This is a genomic window from Streptomyces albospinus (genome assembly GCF_014648695.1).
Taxonomy (GTDB): Bacteria; Actinomycetota; Actinomycetes; order Streptomycetales; family Streptomycetaceae; genus Streptomyces; species Streptomyces albospinus.
On record NZ_BMRP01000026.1, the window covers coordinates 66,906 to 87,410 of the forward strand.

A 20,505-nucleotide genomic window follows, 5' to 3' on the forward strand; every position below is an offset into this window, starting at 1 on the left:
CTGGGGCTGCTGCGGCTGCCGCTGGGGCTTGCCGCGCTGGCCGGCGGAGTGCTCGTCTCGCGGCTGCTCGCCGGGCAGGACGCCGACCGGGCGAGCCAGGGCGCGTTCCTGGTCCTGCTGCTCTTCTGCATCGGGACGGGGCTGCTGGGGCCGCGGCTGGTCGGCCCGGCCGCCTGGCTGGTGTCCCGGCTCATCGGCCGGTTCGGCAGCGCGGCGGAACTGGCGATGCGGAACGTCACCTCCCAGTCGCGCCGGTTCTCCGCCGCCGTCGTACCCCTGGTGCTGGTGGTCGCGTTCGGCACCACCAAGATCGCGCTGCACACCACCGCAGTCCACCGGACGGGATCCGCGGGCCCGGCCGGCGCGGTGTGGCTGGACTACCTCGGCACCGGCCTCTACGCGGGCTTCGCCGCCATCGCCGCCGGCAACACCCTGGCCATGATCACCGCCGAGCGGCGCCGCGATCTGGCGCTGCTGCGGCTGGTCGGCTCCACGCCGCGCCAGGTGCGGGTGATGGCGGCCTGGGAGGCTGCCGTGGTCGCCGGCACCGCGCTGGCCCTCGGTACCGCGATCGCGCTGGGCACCCTCGCCCCGATGCTGCGGCAGGCGTTCGGCGACCCGCTGCCGTACGTCCCCGGGCCGACGGCCGCCGCGATCGCCGGCGGCACCCTGCTGCTCGCGCTGCTCGCCACCGGCCTGCCCGTCCACCTCGGGCTGCGCCGCCGCGCCACGGAAACCCTGGCCGCGGCCTGACGCCCTCCGCGCCTCCCCGTATTGCTCCTTGCTCCTTGCTCCTCCGCACCCCCACGAGGTACGTCCCATGACCCCCACGAGGTACACACCATGAGCACCCCGGCACCGGACCGGTCGGCACCCGGCCCCCGCCGCCCCCAACGCCCCCGCGCCACCGCCCTGTTGAGCGCCTCGCTGGCCGCGGTGACCGTCCTGGCCACCCTCACCGCCGCCGGCTGCGCGCCCCCGGCCGCCCCGGCCCGCGCGGCCGGGGCGGCCGACCGGGCGCCCTCCCTGGACGGCGTCTGGCGGACGGACGGCTACGGCACCCTCGTCACCATCAAGGGCCGCGCGCTGCGGACCTACGAGACCACCGCCGTCAGCTGCCTGCCCGGCTCCGTCACCGGCACCCGGACCGGCGCCCCCGACGCACCCGGCGCGAGCCGCTTCACGGTCCCCGACCAGGCGCCGCTGACCGTCCCCCCCGCAGGCACCGGCCGCGCCCGGCTGGCCTTCGACGACAACGTGGGCAGCCGCACCCTGCACCGGGTCGGCGCACTGCCCGAGCGGTGCGGCCGGCGCCCGTCCCGGGACCCCCGGGCGGTCTTCGACGTCTTCTGGCGGACCTACGCGGAGAACTACCCGTTCTTCCGGGCGAAGGGGATCGACTGGGCCGCGGTCCGCGACCGCTACCGGCCCCGGATCACCGCGCACACCACCGACGCCCAACTCTTCGCGGTGCTACGCGAGATGATCGAGCCGCTGCACGACGCGCACACCCGCGTCGTGGCCGGTCCCGGCCGGCGGTTCGCCGGCAGTGAGCTGCCCACCCCGGAAACCGCCGCCCGCATCGACCGGGCGATCGCCGCGAACCTCGGGCCCGGCACCGTGCAGCGGCGCTGGGCCCAGGGCAAGCTCTCCTACGCCGATCTCCCGGGCCGGATCGGCTACTTCCGGGTCACCCAGTTCGCCGGCTACACCGAGAAGGACGACTACGCCGCCGATACCGCCGAGCTGGACCGCGCGCTGGACGCGGTGTTCACCGCGGCCCGTACGCAGGGGCCCACCGCCCTGCGCGGCCTGGTCATCGACCTGCGGCTCAACGGCGGCGGCGCGGACCCCCTCGGCCTGCGGATCGCCTCCCGGCTCACCGCCCGCCCGTACCTCGCGTACCGCAAGCGGGCCCGCAACGACCCCCGCGACCCGGGCGCGTTCACCGCTCCCGAGCCGATCCGGGTCCGCCCGCACCAGGGCCCGGTCTACACCGGCCCGGTGGCCGTCCTCACCGGACGGCTGACGATCAGCGCCGGGGAGACCTTCACCCAGTCCCTGATGGGCCGCTCCCCCGCCCCCACCCGGATCGGCGAGAACACCCAGGGCGTCTTCTCCGACATCCTGGAGCGCAGCCTCCCCAACGGCTGGACCTTCGGCCTGCCCAACGAGGAGTTCCTGACCGCCGACGGGCGCACCTTCGACGGCCCGGGCATCCCTCCTGCGCTCGCCACCCCCGTCTTCACCGAAGCGGAACTCGCCGCCGGGCGGGACTCCGCCCTCACCCGCGCCCGGGAGCTCCTGACGCACGGGGCTCCGGGCGGCGGCCGGTGACGCGAGGGGCCCAGGGGGCGGGGGACCAGGGCGTTTCTGACGGCTCTTGAAACCGGTTGCCGGCTGGGGCGGGTGCTTCCGGTGGGGCCGTCCGCGCCTCACGTGGCGACTTGTGCCGGGTTGGCTGGTCGGCCCGGAGGCCGACCAAGAGCCATCAGAAGCGCCCTAGTGCGGCGCCCCCCGCCACCCCGCCACCGGGAGGGCGAACTTGGCGACCAGGCGGTCCGTGAACGACGCGTGGTGCAGCCGCGCCAGGCGGACCGGGACGGCGCCGCGGCGGACCTCGACGCGGGCACCGGCGGGGAGTTCGACGGTCCGACGGCCGTCGCACCACAGCACCCCGTGCGGGGTCTTGGGCTGCACCTCGACCGCGAGCACCGAGCGCGGCGAGGTGACCAGCGGCTTGGCGAACAGGGCATGGGCGCTGATCGGCACCATCAGCAGCGCCTCGACCTCGGGCCAGACCACCGGCCCGCCGGCCGAGAAGGCGTACGCGGTCGAGCCGGTCGGCGTCGCGCAGACCACTCCGTCGCCGCCGAAGCGGGAGACGGGCCGGCCGTCGACCTCGGTGACAACTTCCAGCATCCGCTCGCGGGCGGCCTTCTCCACGGACGCCTCGTTGAGCGCCCAGTCGGTGTGGACGACGGTGCCGTTGTTGCGGACCAGGACGTCCAGCGTCATCCGCTCCTCGACCTCGTAGGCGCGGGTGACGACCCGGTCGACGACCTTGTCGAGGTCGTCGCGCTCTGCCTCGGCGAGGAAGCCGACCCGGCCGAGGTTGACGCCCAGCATCGGCACCCCGGACGTCCGGGCGAAGTCCGCGCCGCGCAGCAGCGTGCCGTCCCCGCCGAGGACGACCAGCAGTTCGCAGCCCTCGGCGGCGCACTGCTCGGACTCGACGCGCTCGACCGACGACGGCAGCGGCAGATCCGCGGCCTCCTCCGCCAGTACCCGCACCCCGATCCCGCTGCGCAGCAGTCCTTGGACGACGAGTTCGGCGCTGCGGATGGCAGCCGGGCGGCCGGTGTGCGCGAGCAGGAACACCGTCCGCCCGGCACGGCTGTTCTCCTGTGCTGCGCTGCCTTCAACTGCCTGGGTTGTGGTCAACGGGGCCCCTCCGCCACTGCACGGTCGACATCCGCCGGGTCGAGTGCAGGCGCCCCGGCGCGCAGCCACAGAAAGTACTCGACATTGCCCGACGGTCCGGGCAACGGGCTCGCGGTCACGCCGAGGACGCCCAGCCCCAGCTCGGCCGCCCGGTCCGCGACCGCGCACACCGCCTCGGCCCGCAGCCGGGCGCTGCGCACCACTCCGCCGCTGCCCAGCCGTTCCTTGCCGACCTCGAACTGCGGCTTGACCATCAGCACCAGGTCCGCGTCCGGCGCCGCGCAGCCGACCAGCGCGGGCAGGACGAGGCCCAGCGGGATGAACGAGAGGTCGCCGACGACGAGGTCGACGGGCTGCGCGTCGATCTGCTCCAGCGTCAACTCGCGTACGTTGGTACGGTCCTTCACGGTGACCCGGTCGTCGCTCTGGAGCGACCAGGCGAGCTGCCCGTAGCCGACGTCGACGGCCACGACATGGCCGGCGCCGGCCCGCAGCAGGACGTCGGTGAAGCCGCCGGTCGAGGCGCCCGCGTCCAGAGCCCGCCGGCCCTCGATCCGCAGTCCGCGCGGGACGAAGGCGGCGAACGCGCCGGCGAGCTTGTGGCCGCCGCGCGAGACGTAGTCGGGGTCGTTCTCGTCGGCGCGGACGACCAGGGCCGCGCTGGTCTCCACCTGGGTGGCCGGTTTGGTCGCCCTCGCCCCGGCGACGGTCACCCGGCCCGCGGCGATCAGCTGGCTCGCGTGCTCCCGGGAGCGGGCCAGCTTGCGGCGCACCAGCTCCGCGTCGAGTCGGCGTCGTGCCACTCCTGCCACCTGTGGTTCAGCTCCTGTTGTCGTACGTCGTCGCGGAAGGCGCGGGCGGCCCGGGCTGCTGGTCCAGGGAGGCCAGCTCGTCGCGCAGCCCACGGTGCACATCCTCGTACATGTCCAGATGGCCGCTCGCCGGGAGGTGGTCGGCCTCGGCGAGGCGCCGCAGCGCGGCGTCGACGGCGGGCCGGCCGGTGGGGGTCACGGGGACCCCGAGCGGCTGCGGCCCTGCGGGTCCGGCCGGCTCGCCGGGCCCCTGTGCTGACTCGGGTGCGGCCGGGATCCCGGGTGCCTCCGGCTCCGGGCCGGACGTCGGCTCTTCCATGCCCCCGACGCTACCTCGGGCGCCCCCGGCCTGGCGTATCGTCGGGCGCGATGGCAACCCTCGACCAGTGCCGCGCCGCGCTCGACCGGCTGGCCCAGAACCTGTCCTCGGCACAGGGCGACGTGCGCAGCGCCGCCGCGCTCGACCGTTCGCTCAGCTGCCGCATCACGGATCTCGACACGACCTTCGTCGGGCGGCTGGCCGACGGCACCATCAGGGACGTCACCAGCGTCCCGGGCCCGCCGCCGGACAAGGCCGAGATCCGGCTCACCATGGCCGGGGACGATCTCGTCGCGCTGGTCGACGGCCGGCTCAACTTCGCCAAGGCGTGGGGCAGCGGCCGGGTCAAGCTGGAGGCCGGGGTGCGCGATCTGCTGCGGCTCAGGACGCTGCTGTAGCCGGCTCCGGAGCGGCGGCCCGGCGCGGCCGGCGGGCGGCCGGGACGACCAGCGGGGTGCCGGTCTCCGGGTCGTCGATGATCTGGCAGCCGATGCCGAAGACCCGCTCGACCAGGTCGACGGTGACGATGTCGGTCGGCGCGCCCTCGGCGATCACCTCGCCGTTCTTCATGGCGATGAGGTGGGTGGCGTAGCGGGCCGCGTGGTTGAGGTCGTGGAGCACCGCGACGAGGGTGCGCCCCTGCTCCTCGTGCAGTTCGGCGCAGAGGTCCAGGACCTCGATCTGGTGCTGGATGTCCAGGTAGGTCGTCGGCTCGTCGAGGAGGAACAGCGGGGTCTGCTGGGCCAGCGCCATGGCGATCCAGACGCGCTGCCGCTGGCCGCCGGAGAGTTCGTCGACGTAGCGGTCGGCGAGTTCGCCGACGCCGGTCGCCGCCATCGACTCCCGGACGATCCGCTCGTCCTCGGCCGACCACTGGCGCAGCAGGCCCTGGTGCGGGTAGCGCCCGCGGGCCACGAGGTCGGCGACGGTGATCCCGTCGGGGGCGATCGAGGACTGCGGCAGCAGCCCGAGCGTCCTGGCGACCTTCTTGGCCGGGAGCGAGGAGATCGCGGCGCCGTCGAGCAGCACCGATCCGGCGGCCGGCTTGAGCATCCGGGACAGCGCGCGCAGCAGGGTGGACTTGCCGCAGGCGTTCGGGCCGACGATGACGGTGAAGGAGTGGTCGGGGATGGCGACCGAGAGGTTCTCGGCGATCACCCGCTGGTCGTAGGCGAGGGTGACGTTCTCGGCCGTGAGACGGCTCACTTCGGGGCTCCTGGGGGTGGTGGGGGTGTCGCTGCTGGTGTCGGTGGTCGCGGTCACGGCTGCCGGGCGCGGCGGCCGGCGTGCTCCGGGGCGGGCCGGTTCACACCCGCCCCGCCTTCCGCTCGGTGAACAGCAGCCACACGAGATAGCCGCCGCCGAGGATTCCGGTCAGCACCCCCACCGGCAGCTGGTCGGCGCCGAAGAGCCCCTGCGCGGCGAGGTCCGCGGCGACCAGCAGGGCGGCGCCCATCAGGGCGGCGGGCAGCAGGTTGGGGCCGGGTGACCGGGTGAGCCGCCGGGCGAGTTGGGGCGCGGTGAGCGCCACGAAGGAGATCGGTCCGGCCGCCGCGGTGCCGGCCGCGACCAGCACGACGGCCGCCAGCAGCACGACGATCCGGACCCGCTCGACCCGTACGCCCAGGGCGGACGCCGCGTCGTCGCCCATCTCCAGCATCCGCAGCGGGCGTCCGTAGCCGAGCACCAGGGGGACGAGTACGGCGCAGACCGCGGCCAGCGGCCAGACCTGGTCCCAGTCCCGGCCGTTGAGCGATCCGGTCATCCAGGTGGTGGCCCGGGTCGCCTCGTGGATGGTCGCCTTGGTCAGCAGGTAGAGCACGATGGCGTAGAGCATCGCGGCGGCGCCGATGCCGACGAGGACGAAGCGGTAGCCGTGGACGCCGCGCTTCCAGGCGAGCAGGAAGATGGCGAGGCCGGTGGCCACACCGCCGACGACGGAGCCGGCGGCGACGCCGTAGGGCCCGCTGTGGAAGTAGACGATGGCGACCAGCGCGCCGACCGAGGAGCCCTGGGCGAAACCGAGCATGTCCGGGCTGCCGAGCGGGTTGCGGGAGACGGTCTGGAAGACCGCCCCGGCGATGCCGAAGGCCGCGCCGACCAGCAGCCCCACCAGCACCCGGGGCAGCCGGAGTTCCTGCACGATGAATTCCTGGCCGGTGGTGCCGCCGCCGGTGAGGGTGCTCAGCACCTCGGAGGGCGTCATCGGGTAGTCGCCGGAGCCGACCAGCGCGACGGCGGCGGCGAGGGCGACGGCCAGCAGCAGCAGTCCGGCGAGGGCGGCGCGGACGTCGAGCCGGACGGAGAGCCCGCTGACGGAGAGCCCGCTGACGGTGCGGACCGCCCGTATGCGCCGGGTGGGCCGCGCCCCGGCCGGCACCTTGGTTCGCTCGCTACGCACACTCACAGCTGGGCCATCCTCCGACGCCGTACGAGATAGATGAAGACCGGGCCGCCGATGACGGCCGTGACGATGCCGACCTGGAGTTCGCCGGGCCGGGCCACGACCCGGCCGAGCACGTCCGCGCCCAGCAGCAGCACCGGCGAGAGCACCGCCGAATACGGCAGGATCCAGCGCATGTCCGGTCCGGTGACGGCCCGTACGGCGTGCGGCACCATCAGGCCGACGTAGGCGATCGGGCCGCAGGCGGCGGTCGCCCCGCCGCACAGCAGGGTGACCGCGAGCATCGCCAGCACCCGGGTGCGGGTCAGCCGGGCGCCCAGCGCCCGCGCCTGGTCGTCGCCGAGCGCGAGGGCGTTCAGCGGCCGGGCGAGCAGCAGCGCCAAGGCCGCGCCCGCCGCGAGGAACGGCGCGACCTCGGTGACCGTCGGCATGGTCGCGGCGGCCAGCGAACCGACCGTCCAGAAGCGCATCTTGTCCAGCGCCGCGTTGTCCAGCAGGTTGACGGCGTTGAGGTAGCCGGTGAGGACCGCGGTGAGCGCGGTGCCGGCGAGGGCGAGCCGTACGGGGGTGGCGTTGCGGGTGCCGCCGAGGACGTGGACCGCCACCGAGACCACCGCGGCGCCGGCGAACGCGAACCACACATAGCCGGTCAGCGAGGTGACGCCGAGAAAGCTGATGCCGGAGACGACGGCGGCCGAGGCGCCGGCGTTGATGCCGAGGACCCCGGGGTCGGCGAGGGGGTTGCGGGTCAGCGCCTGCATGACCGTGCCGGCGAGGCCGAGGGCGGCGCCGGCCAGCAGCCCGAGGAGGGTGCGGGGCACCCGCACGTCGCGGACGATGACGTCGGTGTCGGAGCCGGAGTAGTGGAACACCCCGTGCCACACCTGGTCGAGGGGGATCTGTTTGGCGCCGACGGCGATGCCGAGGACGGTGATCACGGCGAGCCCGGCAACGGAGGCGAGCAGCCCCGCCGACCGTATGACGGGGCGCCGGCGGGGGGCCGCGGGGGCCGGGGCCGCTGTTGCTGCGGGGGGACTGTCAACCAACACGCTAGTTAGGTTAGCCTACCCTCACAAGCGTGTGATCAACCGGCCCTTCCGGTACGGACGTACCGCCGTACGCCCTGCCGATCCGGTCGCCCCCGTCGAGAGAGAAGTACAAACACCATGAGAACCCCCCGAAGCGTCACCCCGTCCCGCCGCGGCATCCTGGCCGCGGGCGGCGCCGTCGGCATCGGCGCGCTGCTCGCCGCCTGCGGAGGGGGCAAGGGTTCGGGGGGCGGCAACGGCGGTGCCGAGGGCGGCCCGTGGTCCTTCACCGACGACCGCAGGCAGAAGGTCTCCCTCCCCCACACCCCGCAGCGCATCGTCGCGTTCACCGGCACCGCCGCCGCGCTGCACGACTTCGGCGCCGCCGACCGGATCGTCGGCGTCTTCGGGCCCACCAAGCTCAAGGACGGCAAGCCCGACCCGCAGGCCGGCGACCTCGACGTCGACAAGGTCACCGTCCTCGGCAACGCCTACAACCAGTTCAACGTCGAGAAGTACGCCGGCCTGAGCCCCGATCTGCTGGTCACCAACATGTACGAGCCGGGCGCCCTCTGGTTCGTCCCGGACGACAGCAAGGACAAGATCGCCAAGCTCGCCCCGAGCGTGGCCCTCACCTCCTCCCGGGTGCCGCTGGACCGGATCGTCGCGCGCTACGGGCAGCTCGCCGCGGCACTCGGCGCGGACCTGAAGGCCAAGAAGGTCACCGACGCCAGGGCCCGCTTCGAGAAGGCCGCCGAGGCGCTGCGCAAGGCCGCCAAGGCGCACCCGGTCAAGGTGCTCGCCTGCTCCGGCAGCGCCGACCTCTTCTACGCCTCCAACCCGGGCATCAACGCCGACCTCATGTACTTCAAGTCCCTCGGCGTCGACCTGATCGTCCCGGACCACCTGGACAAGGGCGGCTACTTCGAGAGCCTCAGCTGGGAGAACGCCGACAAGTACCAGGCCGACGTGCTCCTGCTGGACAACCGCACCGCCACCCTCCAGCCCGAGGACCTGGCCGCCAAGCCCGCCTGGAACAAGCTCCCCGCGGTCAAGGCCGGTCAGATCACCCCCTGGTCCAGCGAGCCGCGCTACTCCTACGCGGGCGCCGCACCGCTCCTGGAATCACTCACCAAGGCCATCGAGGGCGCCAGGAAGGTCAACTGACGCCCCGTCACACCCGCTTCACCGACCCCGTACGCACGCCACACCCCGCATCGTCCCGGGAGGTTCCCGTATGACCACGACCGCCGCCCCCACCGCCGCGCCGTACCGCTTCTTCGACGTCCATGTCGTCCGCGCCCGGCGGCTGAGTACGTCCATGGTCCGGATCACCTTCGGTGGCGAACGGCTCGACGGGCTGGTCTCCGGCGGCCGGGACCAGCGCTTCAAGCTGTTCCTCCCGCAGCCCCACCAGGCGGTGCCGGTCTTCGACGACATGGGCGACGGCTGGTACACCGCCTGGCGGGCCCAGGACCCGGCCGAGCGGCCCGTGATGCGCTCGTACACCATCCGCGAACAGCGCCCGGCGGCAGGCGAGTTCGACGTGGACTTCGCGCTGCACGGCGCCGACGGCCCCGAAGCGGCGGCGGCCGGCGGCCCGGCCGGCCGGTGGGCCGCCCGCGCCCGGCCGGGCGACCGGCTGACCGTCCTCGCCCCGGCCGTCGAGGACAACGGCGGAGTCGACTTCCGGCCGCCGCCCGGCACCGACTGGATCCTGCTCACCGGCGACGAGACGGCGCTGCCGGCCGTCGCCGGAATCCTGTCCTGGCTCTCCCCCGGCACCCGCGCCAAGGTCTGGATCGAGATCGGGCACGAGGACGACCGGCAGCAGCTGCCGACCTTCGCCGACGCCGACATCACCTGGCTCGTCCGGGACCCGGCCACGGCCGCGCACACCGAGCCCCTACGGGACGCGCTGCGCGCCGCCGACCTGCCCGACGGGACGCCGTACGCCTGGATCGCCGGCGAGGCCGGCACCGTCAAGGCGGTGCGCCGGCATCTCGTCGGGGAGCGCGGATTCGACCGCCGGGCCGTCAAGTTCACCGGCTACTGGCGGCGCGGCGCCACCGAGGAGGACCTCATCGCGGAGCTGACCGCCGCGGCGGCCGGTAACACCGGACAGGCAGCCTGAGCGGCCCGGGCCCCGCCGCACCCGGCGGGGCCCGCCGCCCGGCGGCGCCCCCTCACATCCCGATCTGCCGCAGCGCCTTCCCGGCATCCGCCGCACAGCCGCCCTCGCCCGCGGCCGTCCACGCCGCCGCGCACAGCGCCCGCAGCCCGTCCAGCGGCGCCCCCGCACCGTCCAGGACGAGGGTGTCACCGGCCCCGGCCCCGGCACCGGACGCCGCGGCCCGCCAGCCCCCGCACCGGAAGCCGTCGCCGTCCGCCGCCACCTCCGGCTGCGGCGCCAGCACACCGCGCAGATCCGCGTCCACATACGTCGGCCGGTGCCGCAGCGGCGCCGCCAGCAGCTCCGCCGGCGTCGTCACCCCGGTCAGCACCAGCAGCGAGTCGACCCCGCCCCTCCAGGCGCCCTCGATGTCGGTGTCGAGCCGGTCCCCGATCACCAGCGGCCGCTCGGCGCCGGTCCGCAGCACCGTCTCCCGGTGCATCGGCGGCTGCGGCTTGCCCGCCACCTGCGGCGTACCGCCCGCGGCGATCCGCACCACCTCGACCAGCGCGCCGTTGCCCGGCGCGATCCCGCGCTCCTTGGGGATCGTCAGATCGGTGTTGGACGCGAACCACGGCACCCCGCGCTGCACCGCGTACGCGGCCTCCGCCAACTGCCCCCAGTCCAGCCCCGGGTCGTAGCCCTGCACCACCGCCGCCGGATCGTCGTCCGCCGACGCCACCGGCTCCAGCCCGCGCTCGCGCAGCGCCACCCGCAGCCCCTCGCCCCCGATGGCCAGCACCCGGGCGCCGGCCGGCACCTGCTCGGCGATCAGCCTGGCGACCGCCTGCGCCGAGGTGATCACGTCCTCCGCCTCCGTCGGCAGGCCGAATCCGGCCAGCTGGTCGGCGACCGCCTGCGGCGTCCGGGCCGCGTTGTTCGTCACATACGCAAGGTGCATCCCGCCCGCCCGCGCCGCGGTCAGCGCCTCCACGGCATGCGCGATGGCCTGCCCGCCGGCGTAGACCACCCCGTCCAGATCCAGCAGCGCCGTGTCGTACGCCGCGCTCAGCGCGCGCCGGCTCCCCTCGGGCCGGAGTCCCTGACCCATCCGCTCGTCCATGCCGTGCTGCTCCTTGCTCCCCCGTGCCGTACGGAGGACTCCGGCGCGCGGTACGAAGCGCCGGCCCGGCTCCACCGGGCCCGCCGTCCGCCGTCGCGCGGCTACCGATATTTCCGGCCACTCGGGGCCGCTCCCCCGATCATCCCGCACCCGCCGAGCGGCATAGCATTCTTCAATGACCAGTACCGACGGCCTCCGCCTCCTCCCGTTCCGCGGACTGCGCTATGCCCCGGACCGGGTCAGCAGCCTCACCGCTGTCACCTCCCCGCCCTACGACGTCGTGGTCCGGCCGGACGGCGTCCGTGAGCTGGAAACCTCCGATCCGTACAACATCGTCCGGCTGATCCTCCCGCACGCCGCGGACCCCACCACCCGCCACCGCCAGGCCGCCGATACCCTCCACCGCTGGCGCGCCGAGGGCGTCCTGACCCGCGACCCCGAGCCCGCCCTCTACGTCTACGAGCAGCGCTCCGGCGACGTCCTCCAGCGCGGGCTGATCGGCGCGCTGCGCCTGGACGGCCCGGTGTTGCCGCACGAGGACGTGATCCCCGAGGTGGTCGAGGACCGGGCCGCGCTGATGCGCGCCGCTGCCGCCAACTTCGAGCCGCTGCTGCTCTCGTACCGCGGCCGGGGCACCGTGACCGGCGCCACCGCGGTCATCGAGCGCACGATCCAGGGCGCCCCGCTGCTCGCCACCACCACCGAAGACGGCTTCGCGCACCGCCTCTGGGCGGTCACCGACCCCGCCGACCTGGCCGCCATCGACGAGGACCTGTCCCACCAGGAGGCGCTGATCGCCGACGGCCACCACCGCTGGGCGACCTACCAGCGGCTCCACGACCAGCAGCCCGGCGCCACCGCCGAGTCCCCCTGGGCATCCGGTCTGGTGCTGCTCGTCGACACCGCCCGCCATCCGCTCCAGGTCCGCGCGATCCACCGCGTGCTGCCGCACCTGCCGCTCGACAAGGCGCTCGCGGAGGTGACCGGCGCGTTCCGGGTCCGCCGGCTGCCCGGCGAACTGCCCGCCGCCCTGGAGGCGCTGGAGGAGACGGCCGGCAGCGCCTTCGTCCTCTCCGGCGGCCCGGACGACTTCCACCTCCTCGACCGGCCCGCCCCCGCGCTGCTCGACCGGGCGATCCGCAGCGACCGGCCCGAGGCGTGGCGGCGGCTGGACGCGACCGTGCTGCACTCCGTCCTGTTCGACGAAATCTGGCGGATCCCCGACCACCCCTCGGACATCAGCTATCTGCACCGCACCGCGGACGCCGTCGAGCAGGCCGCCCGGCACGGCGGCACGGCCGTCCTGATGCGTGCCACGTCCGAGGAGACGGTCCGCCAACTCGCCCAGTGCGGCGTGACGATGCCGCGCAAGTCGACGTCCTTCGGCCCCAAGCCGGCCACCGGACTGGTGCTGCGCACGCTGAACGACGATACGGACTGACACGAACCGAACGACCCCGGTCAGACCGCCCAGGACACCCCATACCCACCCGACGGTTTAGTTAGGTTAGGCTTACCTCACTACGTCATCGGGTGGGTCGCCCTGCCCCTGTGCACACCTCTGCCCTGCACGGGACGTGGTCAACTCCGCACCTGGGAGGGCACTTCATGAGTCTCCTCGCGCACCCCGCCGAGGACCCGGCCGACAGCCGGACGTATCTGCTCAACAACAGCACCGCCGACCGCTACCGCACCGCCGTCACCGACGGCGTCGCCCGGATCAGCGGCCGGATCGCCGCCACCGACCGCCCGTTCACCGGCATCTCCGTCGACGGCCTCACCCCCGCGGTCGACGCCGTCGACCTCGACACCCCCCTGCACGACCCGGCCGCCGCCCTCGACGAGCTCGAAGAGGTCTACCTCCGCGACGCCGTGTACTTCCACCACCCGCGCTACCTCGCGCACCTCAACTGCCCCGTGGTGATCCCCGCCCTCGTCGGCGAAGCGGTCCTCTCCGCCGTCAACTCCTCCCTGGACACCTGGGACCAGAGCGCCGGCGGCACCCTCATCGAACGCCGGCTGATCGACTGGACCGCCCGCCGGATCGGCCTCGGCGAAGCGGCCGACGGCATCTTCACCAGCGGCGGCAGCCAGTCCAACCTCCAGGCGATGCTGCTGGCCCGGGACGAGACCTGCCGCCGCGAACTGGCCCGCACCACCACCCCGGACGACACCCGGCTCGCCGGCCTCCTCCCCCGGCTCCGCATCCTCGCCTCCGCCGCCGGCCACTTCAGCATCCGCAAATCCGCCACCCTCCTGGGCCTCGGCGCGGAAGCCGTCATCGCCGTACCGACCGACGAGCACCGGCGGATGCGCACCACCGCCCTCGCCGCCGAACTGGAGCGCTGCCGGCGCGAGGGCCTGATACCCATGGCGGTCGTCGCGACCGCCGGCACCACCGACTTCGGCTCCATCGACCCGCTCCCCGAGATCGCCGAACTGGCCGCCCGCCACGGCGCCTGGATGCACGTCGACGCCGCATACGGCTGCGGACTGCTGGTCTCCCGCCGCCGCGAGCTGCTCACCGGCATCGAACGCGCCGACTCGGTCACCGTCGACTACCACAAGTCCTTCTTCCAGCCGGTCAGTTCGAGCGCCGTCCTGGTCCGCGACCGCACCACCCTCCGGCACGTCACCTACCACGCGGACTACCTCAACCCGCGCCGGATGGCCGAGCAGCGCATCCCCAACCAGGTCGACAAGTCGCTCCAGACCACCCGCCGGTTCGACGCCCTCAAACTCTGGCTCACCCTGCGCATCATGGGCGCCGAGGCCGTCGGCGAACTCTTCGACGAGGTCATCGACCGGGCCGCGGACGCCTGGAAACTGCTGCACGACGACCCGCGCTTCGACGTCGTCGTCGCACCGCAGCTGAGCACGCTCGTCTTCCGCTACGTCCCCGCCGACGACCCGGACCCCGAGCTGAGCGACCGGGTCAATCTGCACGCCCGGGAAGCCCTCTTCGCCTCCGGTGACGCGATCGTCGCGGGCACCAAGGTCGACGGCCGGCACCACCTCAAGTTCACCCTGCTCAACCCCGAGACCACGCTCGACGACATCGCCACCGTCCTCGACCTGATCGCCGAGCACGCCGGCCGCTACCTCGCCGCCCGGCCCCGGCCGGCCCTCAGCGCCCGCTGACCCCCTCCACGACCGACCACCCCCTCACGGAGACCCTCGTGACCGCCCCTCACGATGCCCCTTACGACGTCGTCGGCATCGGCCTCGGCCCCTTCAACCTCGGCCTCGCCTGCCTGACCGAGCCGATCGACGGACTCAACGGCCTGTTCCTGGACAACAAGCCGGCCTTCGACTGGCACCCCGGCATGATGCTCGACAGCAGCCACCTCCAGGTGCCCTTCATGGCCGACCTGGTCACCCTCGCCGACCCCACCTCGCCCTTCTCCTTCCTCAACTACCTGAAGGAATCGGGCCGGATGTACTCCTTCTACATCCGCGAGAACTTCTATCCGCTGCGCGCCGAGTTCAACGACTACTGCCGCTGGGCCGCCGGCAAGCTCGACACCATCCGCTTCGGCCACGAGGTCACCACCGTGGAATACGACGAGAGCGCGGAACTCTACGTCGTCCACGCCGACCACCAGGGCGAACGCCACACCTTCCGCGCCCGCAGGCTCGTCCTCGGCACCGGCACCCCGCCGTACATCCCCGACGCCTGCCGCGGCCTGGGCGGCGACCTGCTGCACAACACCGACTACCTGGACGCCAAACCCGCCCTCCAGGCCAAGAAGAGCATCACCCTCGTCGGCAGCGGCCAGAGCGCCGCCGAGATCTACCACGACCTCCTCCAGGACATCGACAGCCACGGCTACCACCTGACCTGGGCCACCCGCTCCCCCCGCTTCTTCCCCCTCGAATACACCAAGCTCACCCTGGAGATGACCTCACCGGAGTACGTGGACTACTTCCACGCCCTCCCCCCGGCCACCCGCGACCGTCTCCACGCCACCCAGAAGCACCTCTACAAGGGCATCGACTCCGAGCTCGTCAACGACATCTTCGACCTCCTCTACCAGAAGAACCTGGCCGGCCCGGTCCGCACCCGCCTGCTCACCAACACCGCGCTGAACACCGCGCGTTACGACGCGGCCACCGGCACCTACACCCTCGGCCTGCGCCAGGAGGAGCAGGGCCAGGACTTCACCCTCGACACCCAGGGCCTGATCCTCGCCACCGGCTACCGCTACCGCGTACCGGACTTCCTCACCCCGGTCCGCGACCGCATCACCTGGGACGCCCAGGGCCGCTACGACGTCGCCCGCAACTACAGCATCGACACCACCGGCCGCGGCATCTACGTGCAGAACGCCGAACTGCACACCCACGGCTTCGTCACCCCCGACCTCGGCATGGCCGCGTACCGCAACTCCTGCATCATCCGCGAGCTGCTCGGCCGCGAGTACTACCCGGTCGAAAAGGCCATCGCCTTCCAGGAGTTCGCCGCCCCGGCCACCCCGCACCTCCCCACGGAGATCCCCGCATGAGCGCCGCCGTCTTCACCCGCACCGATCCCGCGCTCGGGGAGTTCTCCGTACGCCCGGTCGACCCGGCCGCCGACACCCCGCTGCTGCACCGCTGGGTCACCGACCCCAAGGCCGCCTTCTGGCTGATGCAGGACTGCGATCCGGCCACCGTCGAGAAGGAGTTCCGGCGGATCGCCGCCGACCCCCACCACGACGCCTTCCTCGGCCTGCACAACGGCACCCCGGCCTTCCTCATCGAGCGCTACGACCCCGCCCACCGGGAGCTCGTCGGCATCCACGCCGCCCGACCCGGCGACATCGGGATGCACTTCCTCACCGCCCCCACCGGCAGCCCCGTCCACGGCTTCACCCGCGCGGTCATCACCACCGTCATGGAGATGCTCTTCGCCGACCCGGACACCCACCGCGTCGTCGTCGAGCCCGACACCCGCAACACCGCCGTGCACGCCCTCAACAAGGCCGTCGGCTTCGAGGTCGTCCGCACCGTCTCCCTCCCCTCCAAAGACGCCTACCTCAGCATCTGCACCCGCGACCAGTTCCTGGCCACCCGAGGAGCCTGCTAATGCCCACCCCCACCACCCCGCAGCCGACCGCCGCCGCCCACGGCACCCCGCAGCTCCCCGCCCAGGACGCCGTCGCCCACCTCACCCCCGCCCTCTGGGACCGCGCCAACCGCGCCCTGATCCGCAAGGCCCTCGCCGAGTTCGCCCACGAACGGCTGCTCACCCCCCGGCGCCTGCCGCAGGACGGCCACTACGCCGTACGCAGCGACGACGGACGCACCGAATACCGCTTCACGGCCCGCAGACAGGCCCTCGACCACTGGCAGATCGACCCCGCCGGCATCACCCGCCACCGCGACGGCACGGACGCCGAACTCCCCCTGGACGCCCTGGACTTCATCACCGAGCTGCACGGCTCCCTGGGTCTTTCCCCCACCGTCCTCCCGGTCTACCTGGAGGAGATCAGCTCCACCCTCTCCGGCACCGCCTACAAGCTCGCCGGCGACGCCCCCACCGCCGCCGAACTCGCCGCGTCCGGCTTCCAGGCCGTCGAGACCGGGATGACCGAGGGGCACCCCTGCTTCGTCGCCAACAACGGCCGCCTCGGCTTCGGCATCCACGAGTACCACTCCTACGCCCCCGAAGCCGCCGCCCCCCTCCAGCTCATCTGGCTCGCCGCCCACCGCGACCACACCACCTTCACCGCCGGCGCCGGCCTCGACTACGAGACCCTGCTGCGCGACGAACTGCCCGAGCCCACCCGCAACCGCTTCGCGGCCACCCTCACCGACCTCGGCCTCGACCCCGACGACTACTACTTCTTCCCCACCCACCCCTGGCAGTGGTGGAACAAGCTCTCCGTCACCTTCGCCCCCGAGGTCGCCACCCAGCGCCTGGTCTGCCTCGGCCCCGGCGACGACCACTACCTCGCCCAGCAGTCCATCCGCACCTTCTTCAACACCACCAGCCCCGGAAAGCACTACGTCAAGACCGCCCTCTCGGTCCTCAACATGGGCTTCATGCGCGGCCTCTCCGCCTCCTACATGGAGGCCACCCCCGCCATCAACGACTGGCTCGCCCGCCTGATCGACGCCGACGACACCTTCAAGGCCGCCCGCTTCTCGATCATCCGCGAGCGCGCCGCCATCGGCTACCACCACCGCCAGTACGAGGCCGCCACCGACAAGGGCTCCCCCTACCGCAAGATGCTCGCCGCCCTCTGGCGCGAAAGCCCCGTCCCCACCCTCGAACCGCACCAGCGGCTCGCCACCATGGCATCCCTCCTCCATCTGGACCGGGACGGCGACTCCTTCGCCGCCGCCCTCGTCGAGGAATCCGGCCTCGCCCCCGCCACCTGGCTCCGCCGCTACCTCGACGGCTACCTCACCCCGGTCCTGCACGCCTTCTACGCCTACGACCTGGTCTTCATGCCGCACGGTGAGAACGCCATCCTGGTCATCGAAGACGGCGCGGTCGCCCGGGTGATCTTCAAGGACATCGCCGAGGAGATCGCCGTGATGTCCGCCGACGCGGTCCTGCCGCCCACCGTCGAGCGCATCCGCGCCGACGTCCCCGAGGACAAGAAGCTCCTCTCCGTCTTCACCGACGTCTTCGACTGCTTCTTCCGCTTCCTGTCCGGCACCCTCGCCGACCACGACGTCCTCGACGAGGACACCTTCTGGCGCACCGTCGCCGAGTGCATCACCGACTACCGCTCGGCACACCCCCACCTCGCCGACAAGTTCGCGCAATACGACATCTTCACCCCCGAGTTCGCCCTGTCCTGCCTCAACCGCCTCCAGCTGCGCGACAACCAGCAGATGGTCGACCTTCAGGACCCCGCCGGCGCCCTCCAGCTCATCGGCACCCTCCGCAACCCCCTAGCCCCCTACGCGCCCTGACGCCCCCGCACCCCAACGCAGAAGGGCGGGATCCCCACCGGGATCCCGCCCTTCTCCGCCATCACTGGCTATCCATGCCTATCCATCAGCCCTTCTCGGGCCCCTCGGCCGAACCGGGCTCCGCCTCGTCCTCGGACTCCTCCAGCACATCCGTGAACTGCACCCCGTCCAGCTCCGCGAGCCGGTCCGAAGCATCCGTCGTGCCGGCCTGATCGGCCTCCAGCGCCCTGGCGAACCAGTCCCGCGCCTCGTCCGCACGCCCGACCTCCAGCAGCGCGTCCGCATACGCGTAGCGCAGCCGAGCCGTCCACGGGTGCACGGCGCTCGACGCCAGCTCGGGGCTCTGCAACGTCACCACCGCGGCCTCCGCCTGCCCCATGTCCCGGCGCGCACCGGCCGCGACCAGCCGCATCTCCACCTGCCCGGCCCGGTCCAGCTTCTGCACCTCGGGCTCACCGGCCATCGCCAGCGCCTTCTCCGGCCGCCCGAGCCCACGCTCGCAGTCCGCCATGACGGGCCACAGCTCCACGCTGCCGGTCATCCGCCGCGCCGCCCGGAACTCCGCCAGCGCCTCGCTGTACTTACCGACCGCGTACGCCGCGAAGCCTGCGGCCTCACGCACCGCGGCAACCCGGGACGCCAGCCGCAGCGCCACCCGCGAGTACCCGTACGCCTTCTCCGGGTCCTCGTCCAGCAGCTTCGCGACCATCACCAGATTCCTGGCGACATCCCCGGCCAGCGTCTTGGGCAGGCTCAGCAGCTCCTGCCGCACGTCCTTGTCGATCTCCTCACCGGTGACGTCGTCCGGAATCGGCAGCCGCTTGATCGGCTCCCGGTCCCGCCGCTCGTCCCGGCGGTCGTCCCGGCGCCCGTCCCGACGGTCGTCGCGACCGCGCCCGCCCCCATAGGGCCGACGCCCACCCCGCTCGTCATCCCGCCGGAAACCACCCCGGTGCCCACCGCGCTCGTCATCACGCCGCGGCCCCCGGTCGTCCCGACGGTACCCACCACGCTCGTCATCACGCCGCGGCCCGCGATCGTCCCTGCGGAACCCACCGCGCTCGTCATCACGCCGCGGCCCGCGATCGTCCCTGCGGAACCCACCACGGTCATCATCGCGACGCGGCGCCCGGTCGTCCCGACGGAACCCACCGCGGTCATCGTCCCGACGCGGCCCACGGTCGTCCCTACGGAACCCGCCCCGCTCGCCACGGTCACCGCGGTCGTCCCGCCGGAACCCACCGCGCTCACCGCCCCGCACGTCATCCCGACGCGGACCCCGGTCATCCCCACGGAACCCACCACGGTCATCATCGCGACGCGGCGCCCGGTCGTCCCGACGGAACCCACCGCGGTCATCGTCCCGACGCGGCCCACGGTCGTCCCTACGGAACCCGCCCCGCTCGCCACGGTCACCGCGGTCGTCCCTACGGTACCCACCGCGGTCATCGTCCCGACGCGGCCCGCGATCGTCCCTGCGGAACCCACCACGCTCGTCATCACGCCGCGGCCCACGGTCGTCCCGCCGGAAACCACCGCGCTCACCGCCCCGCTCACCGCCGAACGATCGCTCGTCGCGCCGGAATCCACCCCGGTGCCCACCGCGCTCGTCATCGCGACGCGGCGCCCGGTCGTCCCGACGGTACCCACCGCGGTCATCGTCCCGACGCGGCCCACGGTCGTCCCTACGGAACCCGCCCCGCTCGCCACGGTCACCGCGGTCGTCGCGCCGGAAACCACCGCGCTCACCGCCCCGCACGTCATCCCGACGCGGACCCCGGTCATCCCCACGGAACCCACCGCGCTCGCGGTCCCCGCCGCGGTAACCCCCGCGCTCACCACCGCGGTTGTCCCGGCTGTCGCGCCGCGGGCCACGGTCATCACGCCGGAAACCACCACGGTCACCGTCGTCACGCCTCGGCCGGCGCTCCGAACGATCGTCGGAAGAGTTGGTGGACATCGACGTGACTCCTGTCTTCGGCACTGCATTCATTCTCACGCACCGACCACTTCGGCGCGCTTCGGCAAAGCAAAAGGACCCTTGGTCCCAGCGTGAACGCTGGGACCAAGGGTCCTTGAAAGATTGTTCGGCGGCGTCCTACTCTCCCACAGGGTCCCCCCTGCAGTACCATCGGCGCTGAAAGGCTTAGCTTCCGGGTTCGAAATGTAACCGGGCGTTTCCCTAACGCAATAACCACCGAAACCCATTCGGGTTCTAGCGAACAAGCACACTTTTTAATTGAAGAAGTGGAACTGGTTCAACCGACATTGCGACTGTTCGCAACCCGGGAACCACACAGTGGACGCGAGCAACTGAGGACAAGCCCTCGGCCTATTAGTACCAGTCAACTCC

Annotated in this window: 18 protein-coding genes, 1 rRNA gene and 1 pseudogene; 10 read left to right on the forward strand and 10 right to left on the reverse strand. The window is 72.9% G+C overall.

Annotated features, from left to right (window positions below; genetic code table 11):
- Nucleotides 1-753, forward strand: a 753-nt coding sequence (locus IEZ17_RS43000) for an FtsX-like permease family protein (protein ID WP_229852747.1), incomplete at its 5' end; no start/stop codon positions are given.
- 90 nt (nt 754-843) lie between these two features.
- Complete coding sequence (locus IEZ17_RS28665) at nt 844-2,337, forward strand: S41 family peptidase (protein ID WP_189305098.1); 1,494 nt, start codon at nt 844-846, stop codon at nt 2,335-2,337.
- 165 nt (nt 2,338-2,502) lie between these two features.
- Here the strand turns inward: IEZ17_RS28665 and IEZ17_RS28670 are convergent, their stop codons facing one another.
- From IEZ17_RS28670 to IEZ17_RS28680, 3 genes are read right to left on the reverse strand one after another with little or no spacing between them, the layout of a single operon-like run.
- Nucleotides 2,503-3,444, reverse strand: coding sequence for an NAD kinase (locus IEZ17_RS28670; protein WP_229852748.1), 942 nt, complete (start codon nt 3,442-3,444; stop codon nt 2,503-2,505).
- Complete coding sequence (locus IEZ17_RS28675; RefSeq protein ID WP_159504554.1) at nt 3,441-4,256, reverse strand: TlyA family RNA methyltransferase; 816 nt, start codon at nt 4,254-4,256, stop codon at nt 3,441-3,443. The genes IEZ17_RS28670 and IEZ17_RS28675 overlap by 4 nt, the downstream gene beginning before the upstream one ends.
- Before the next feature lie 7 nt (nt 4,257-4,263).
- Nucleotides 4,264-4,575 (reverse strand): hypothetical protein, encoded by a 312-nt coding sequence (locus IEZ17_RS28680; protein ID WP_189305100.1) that lies wholly within the window; start codon nt 4,573-4,575, stop codon nt 4,264-4,266.
- Nucleotides 4,576-4,625: 50 nt separating this feature from the next.
- Here IEZ17_RS28680 and IEZ17_RS28685 point away from each other — a divergent pair, with 50 nt between their 5' ends.
- Nucleotides 4,626-4,973 (forward strand): SCP2 sterol-binding domain-containing protein, encoded by a 348-nt coding sequence (locus IEZ17_RS28685; protein WP_189305101.1) that lies wholly within the window; start codon nt 4,626-4,628, stop codon nt 4,971-4,973.
- On the opposite strand, the gene IEZ17_RS28690 is transcribed toward IEZ17_RS28685, so the two are convergent.
- The 3 genes from IEZ17_RS28690 to IEZ17_RS28700 form a co-directional block, all read right to left on the reverse strand.
- A complete protein-coding gene (locus IEZ17_RS28690) occupies nt 4,957-5,781 on the reverse strand; it encodes an ABC transporter ATP-binding protein (RefSeq protein ID WP_189305103.1) in 825 nt (274 codons plus the stop codon). The two genes, IEZ17_RS28685 and IEZ17_RS28690, sit on opposite strands and share 17 nt — an antisense overlap.
- Before the next feature lie 100 nt (nt 5,782-5,881).
- Nucleotides 5,882-6,976 carry a FecCD family ABC transporter permease gene (locus tag IEZ17_RS28695; RefSeq protein ID WP_189305143.1) on the reverse strand — a complete coding sequence of 365 codons (1,095 nt, stop codon included), beginning with the start codon at nt 6,974-6,976 and terminating at the stop codon, nt 5,882-5,884.
- A gap of 2 nt (nt 6,977-6,978) precedes the next feature.
- Nucleotides 6,979-8,028: a FecCD family ABC transporter permease gene (locus IEZ17_RS28700; RefSeq protein ID WP_189305105.1), complete on the reverse strand. Its 1,050-nt coding sequence runs from the start codon at nt 8,026-8,028 to the stop codon at nt 6,979-6,981.
- A 117-nt stretch (nt 8,029-8,145) separates the two neighbouring features.
- On the opposite strand from IEZ17_RS28700, the gene IEZ17_RS28705 reads away from it, so the two are divergent.
- Nucleotides 8,146-9,174, forward strand: coding sequence for an ABC transporter substrate-binding protein (locus IEZ17_RS28705; RefSeq protein WP_189305107.1), 1,029 nt, complete (start codon nt 8,146-8,148; stop codon nt 9,172-9,174).
- Between the two features lie 70 nt (nt 9,175-9,244).
- A complete protein-coding gene (locus IEZ17_RS28710; protein WP_189305110.1) occupies nt 9,245-10,141 on the forward strand; it encodes a siderophore-interacting protein in 897 nt (298 codons plus the stop codon).
- A 52-nt stretch (nt 10,142-10,193) separates the two neighbouring features.
- On the opposite strand, the gene IEZ17_RS28715 is transcribed toward IEZ17_RS28710, so the two are convergent.
- Nucleotides 10,194-11,243 carry an HAD-IIA family hydrolase gene (locus tag IEZ17_RS28715; protein ID WP_373299971.1) on the reverse strand — a complete coding sequence of 350 codons (1,050 nt, stop codon included), beginning with the start codon at nt 11,241-11,243 and terminating at the stop codon, nt 10,194-10,196.
- A 175-nt stretch (nt 11,244-11,418) separates the two neighbouring features.
- Here IEZ17_RS28715 and IEZ17_RS28720 point away from each other — a divergent pair, with 175 nt between their 5' ends.
- From IEZ17_RS28720 to IEZ17_RS28740, 5 genes are all read left to right on the forward strand, one after another.
- A complete protein-coding gene (locus tag IEZ17_RS28720; RefSeq protein WP_189305112.1) occupies nt 11,419-12,684 on the forward strand; it encodes a DUF1015 family protein in 1,266 nt (421 codons plus the stop codon).
- 167 nt (nt 12,685-12,851) lie between these two features.
- Nucleotides 12,852-14,384, forward strand: a complete 1,533-nt coding sequence (locus tag IEZ17_RS28725; RefSeq protein WP_189305114.1) for a pyridoxal phosphate-dependent decarboxylase family protein — start codon at nt 12,852-12,854, stop codon at nt 14,382-14,384.
- Between the two features lie 38 nt (nt 14,385-14,422).
- Nucleotides 14,423-15,748, forward strand: coding sequence for a lysine N(6)-hydroxylase/L-ornithine N(5)-oxygenase family protein (locus IEZ17_RS28730; protein ID WP_189305116.1), 1,326 nt, complete (start codon nt 14,423-14,425; stop codon nt 15,746-15,748).
- Nucleotides 15,745-16,311, forward strand: a complete 567-nt coding sequence (locus IEZ17_RS28735) for a GNAT family N-acetyltransferase (protein WP_189305118.1) — start codon at nt 15,745-15,747, stop codon at nt 16,309-16,311. The genes IEZ17_RS28730 and IEZ17_RS28735 overlap by 4 nt, the downstream gene beginning before the upstream one ends.
- Nucleotides 16,311-18,152 carry an IucA/IucC family protein gene (locus IEZ17_RS28740; protein ID WP_189305120.1) on the forward strand — a complete coding sequence of 614 codons (1,842 nt, stop codon included), beginning with the start codon at nt 16,311-16,313 and terminating at the stop codon, nt 18,150-18,152. The genes IEZ17_RS28735 and IEZ17_RS28740 overlap by 1 nt, the downstream gene beginning before the upstream one ends.
- Before the next feature lie 85 nt (nt 18,153-18,237).
- Here IEZ17_RS28740 and IEZ17_RS41800 read toward each other — a convergent pair whose 3' ends face one another.
- The 3 genes and pseudogenes from IEZ17_RS41800 to rrf all read right to left on the reverse strand — a co-directional run bounded on the left by IEZ17_RS41800 (nt 18,238) and on the right by rrf (nt 20,354).
- Entirely contained in the window at nt 18,238-18,969 is a 732-nt protein-coding gene (locus IEZ17_RS41800; RefSeq protein WP_194505907.1) for a tetratricopeptide repeat protein, read from the reverse strand.
- 99 nt (nt 18,970-19,068) lie between these two features.
- A pseudogene (locus tag IEZ17_RS43005) lies at nt 19,069-20,145 on the reverse strand (hypothetical protein); the annotation flags it as partial.
- A 92-nt stretch (nt 20,146-20,237) separates the two neighbouring features.
- Nucleotides 20,238-20,354, reverse strand: a 5S ribosomal RNA gene (gene rrf, locus IEZ17_RS28750).
- Nucleotides 20,355-20,505: the final 151 nt, after the last annotated feature.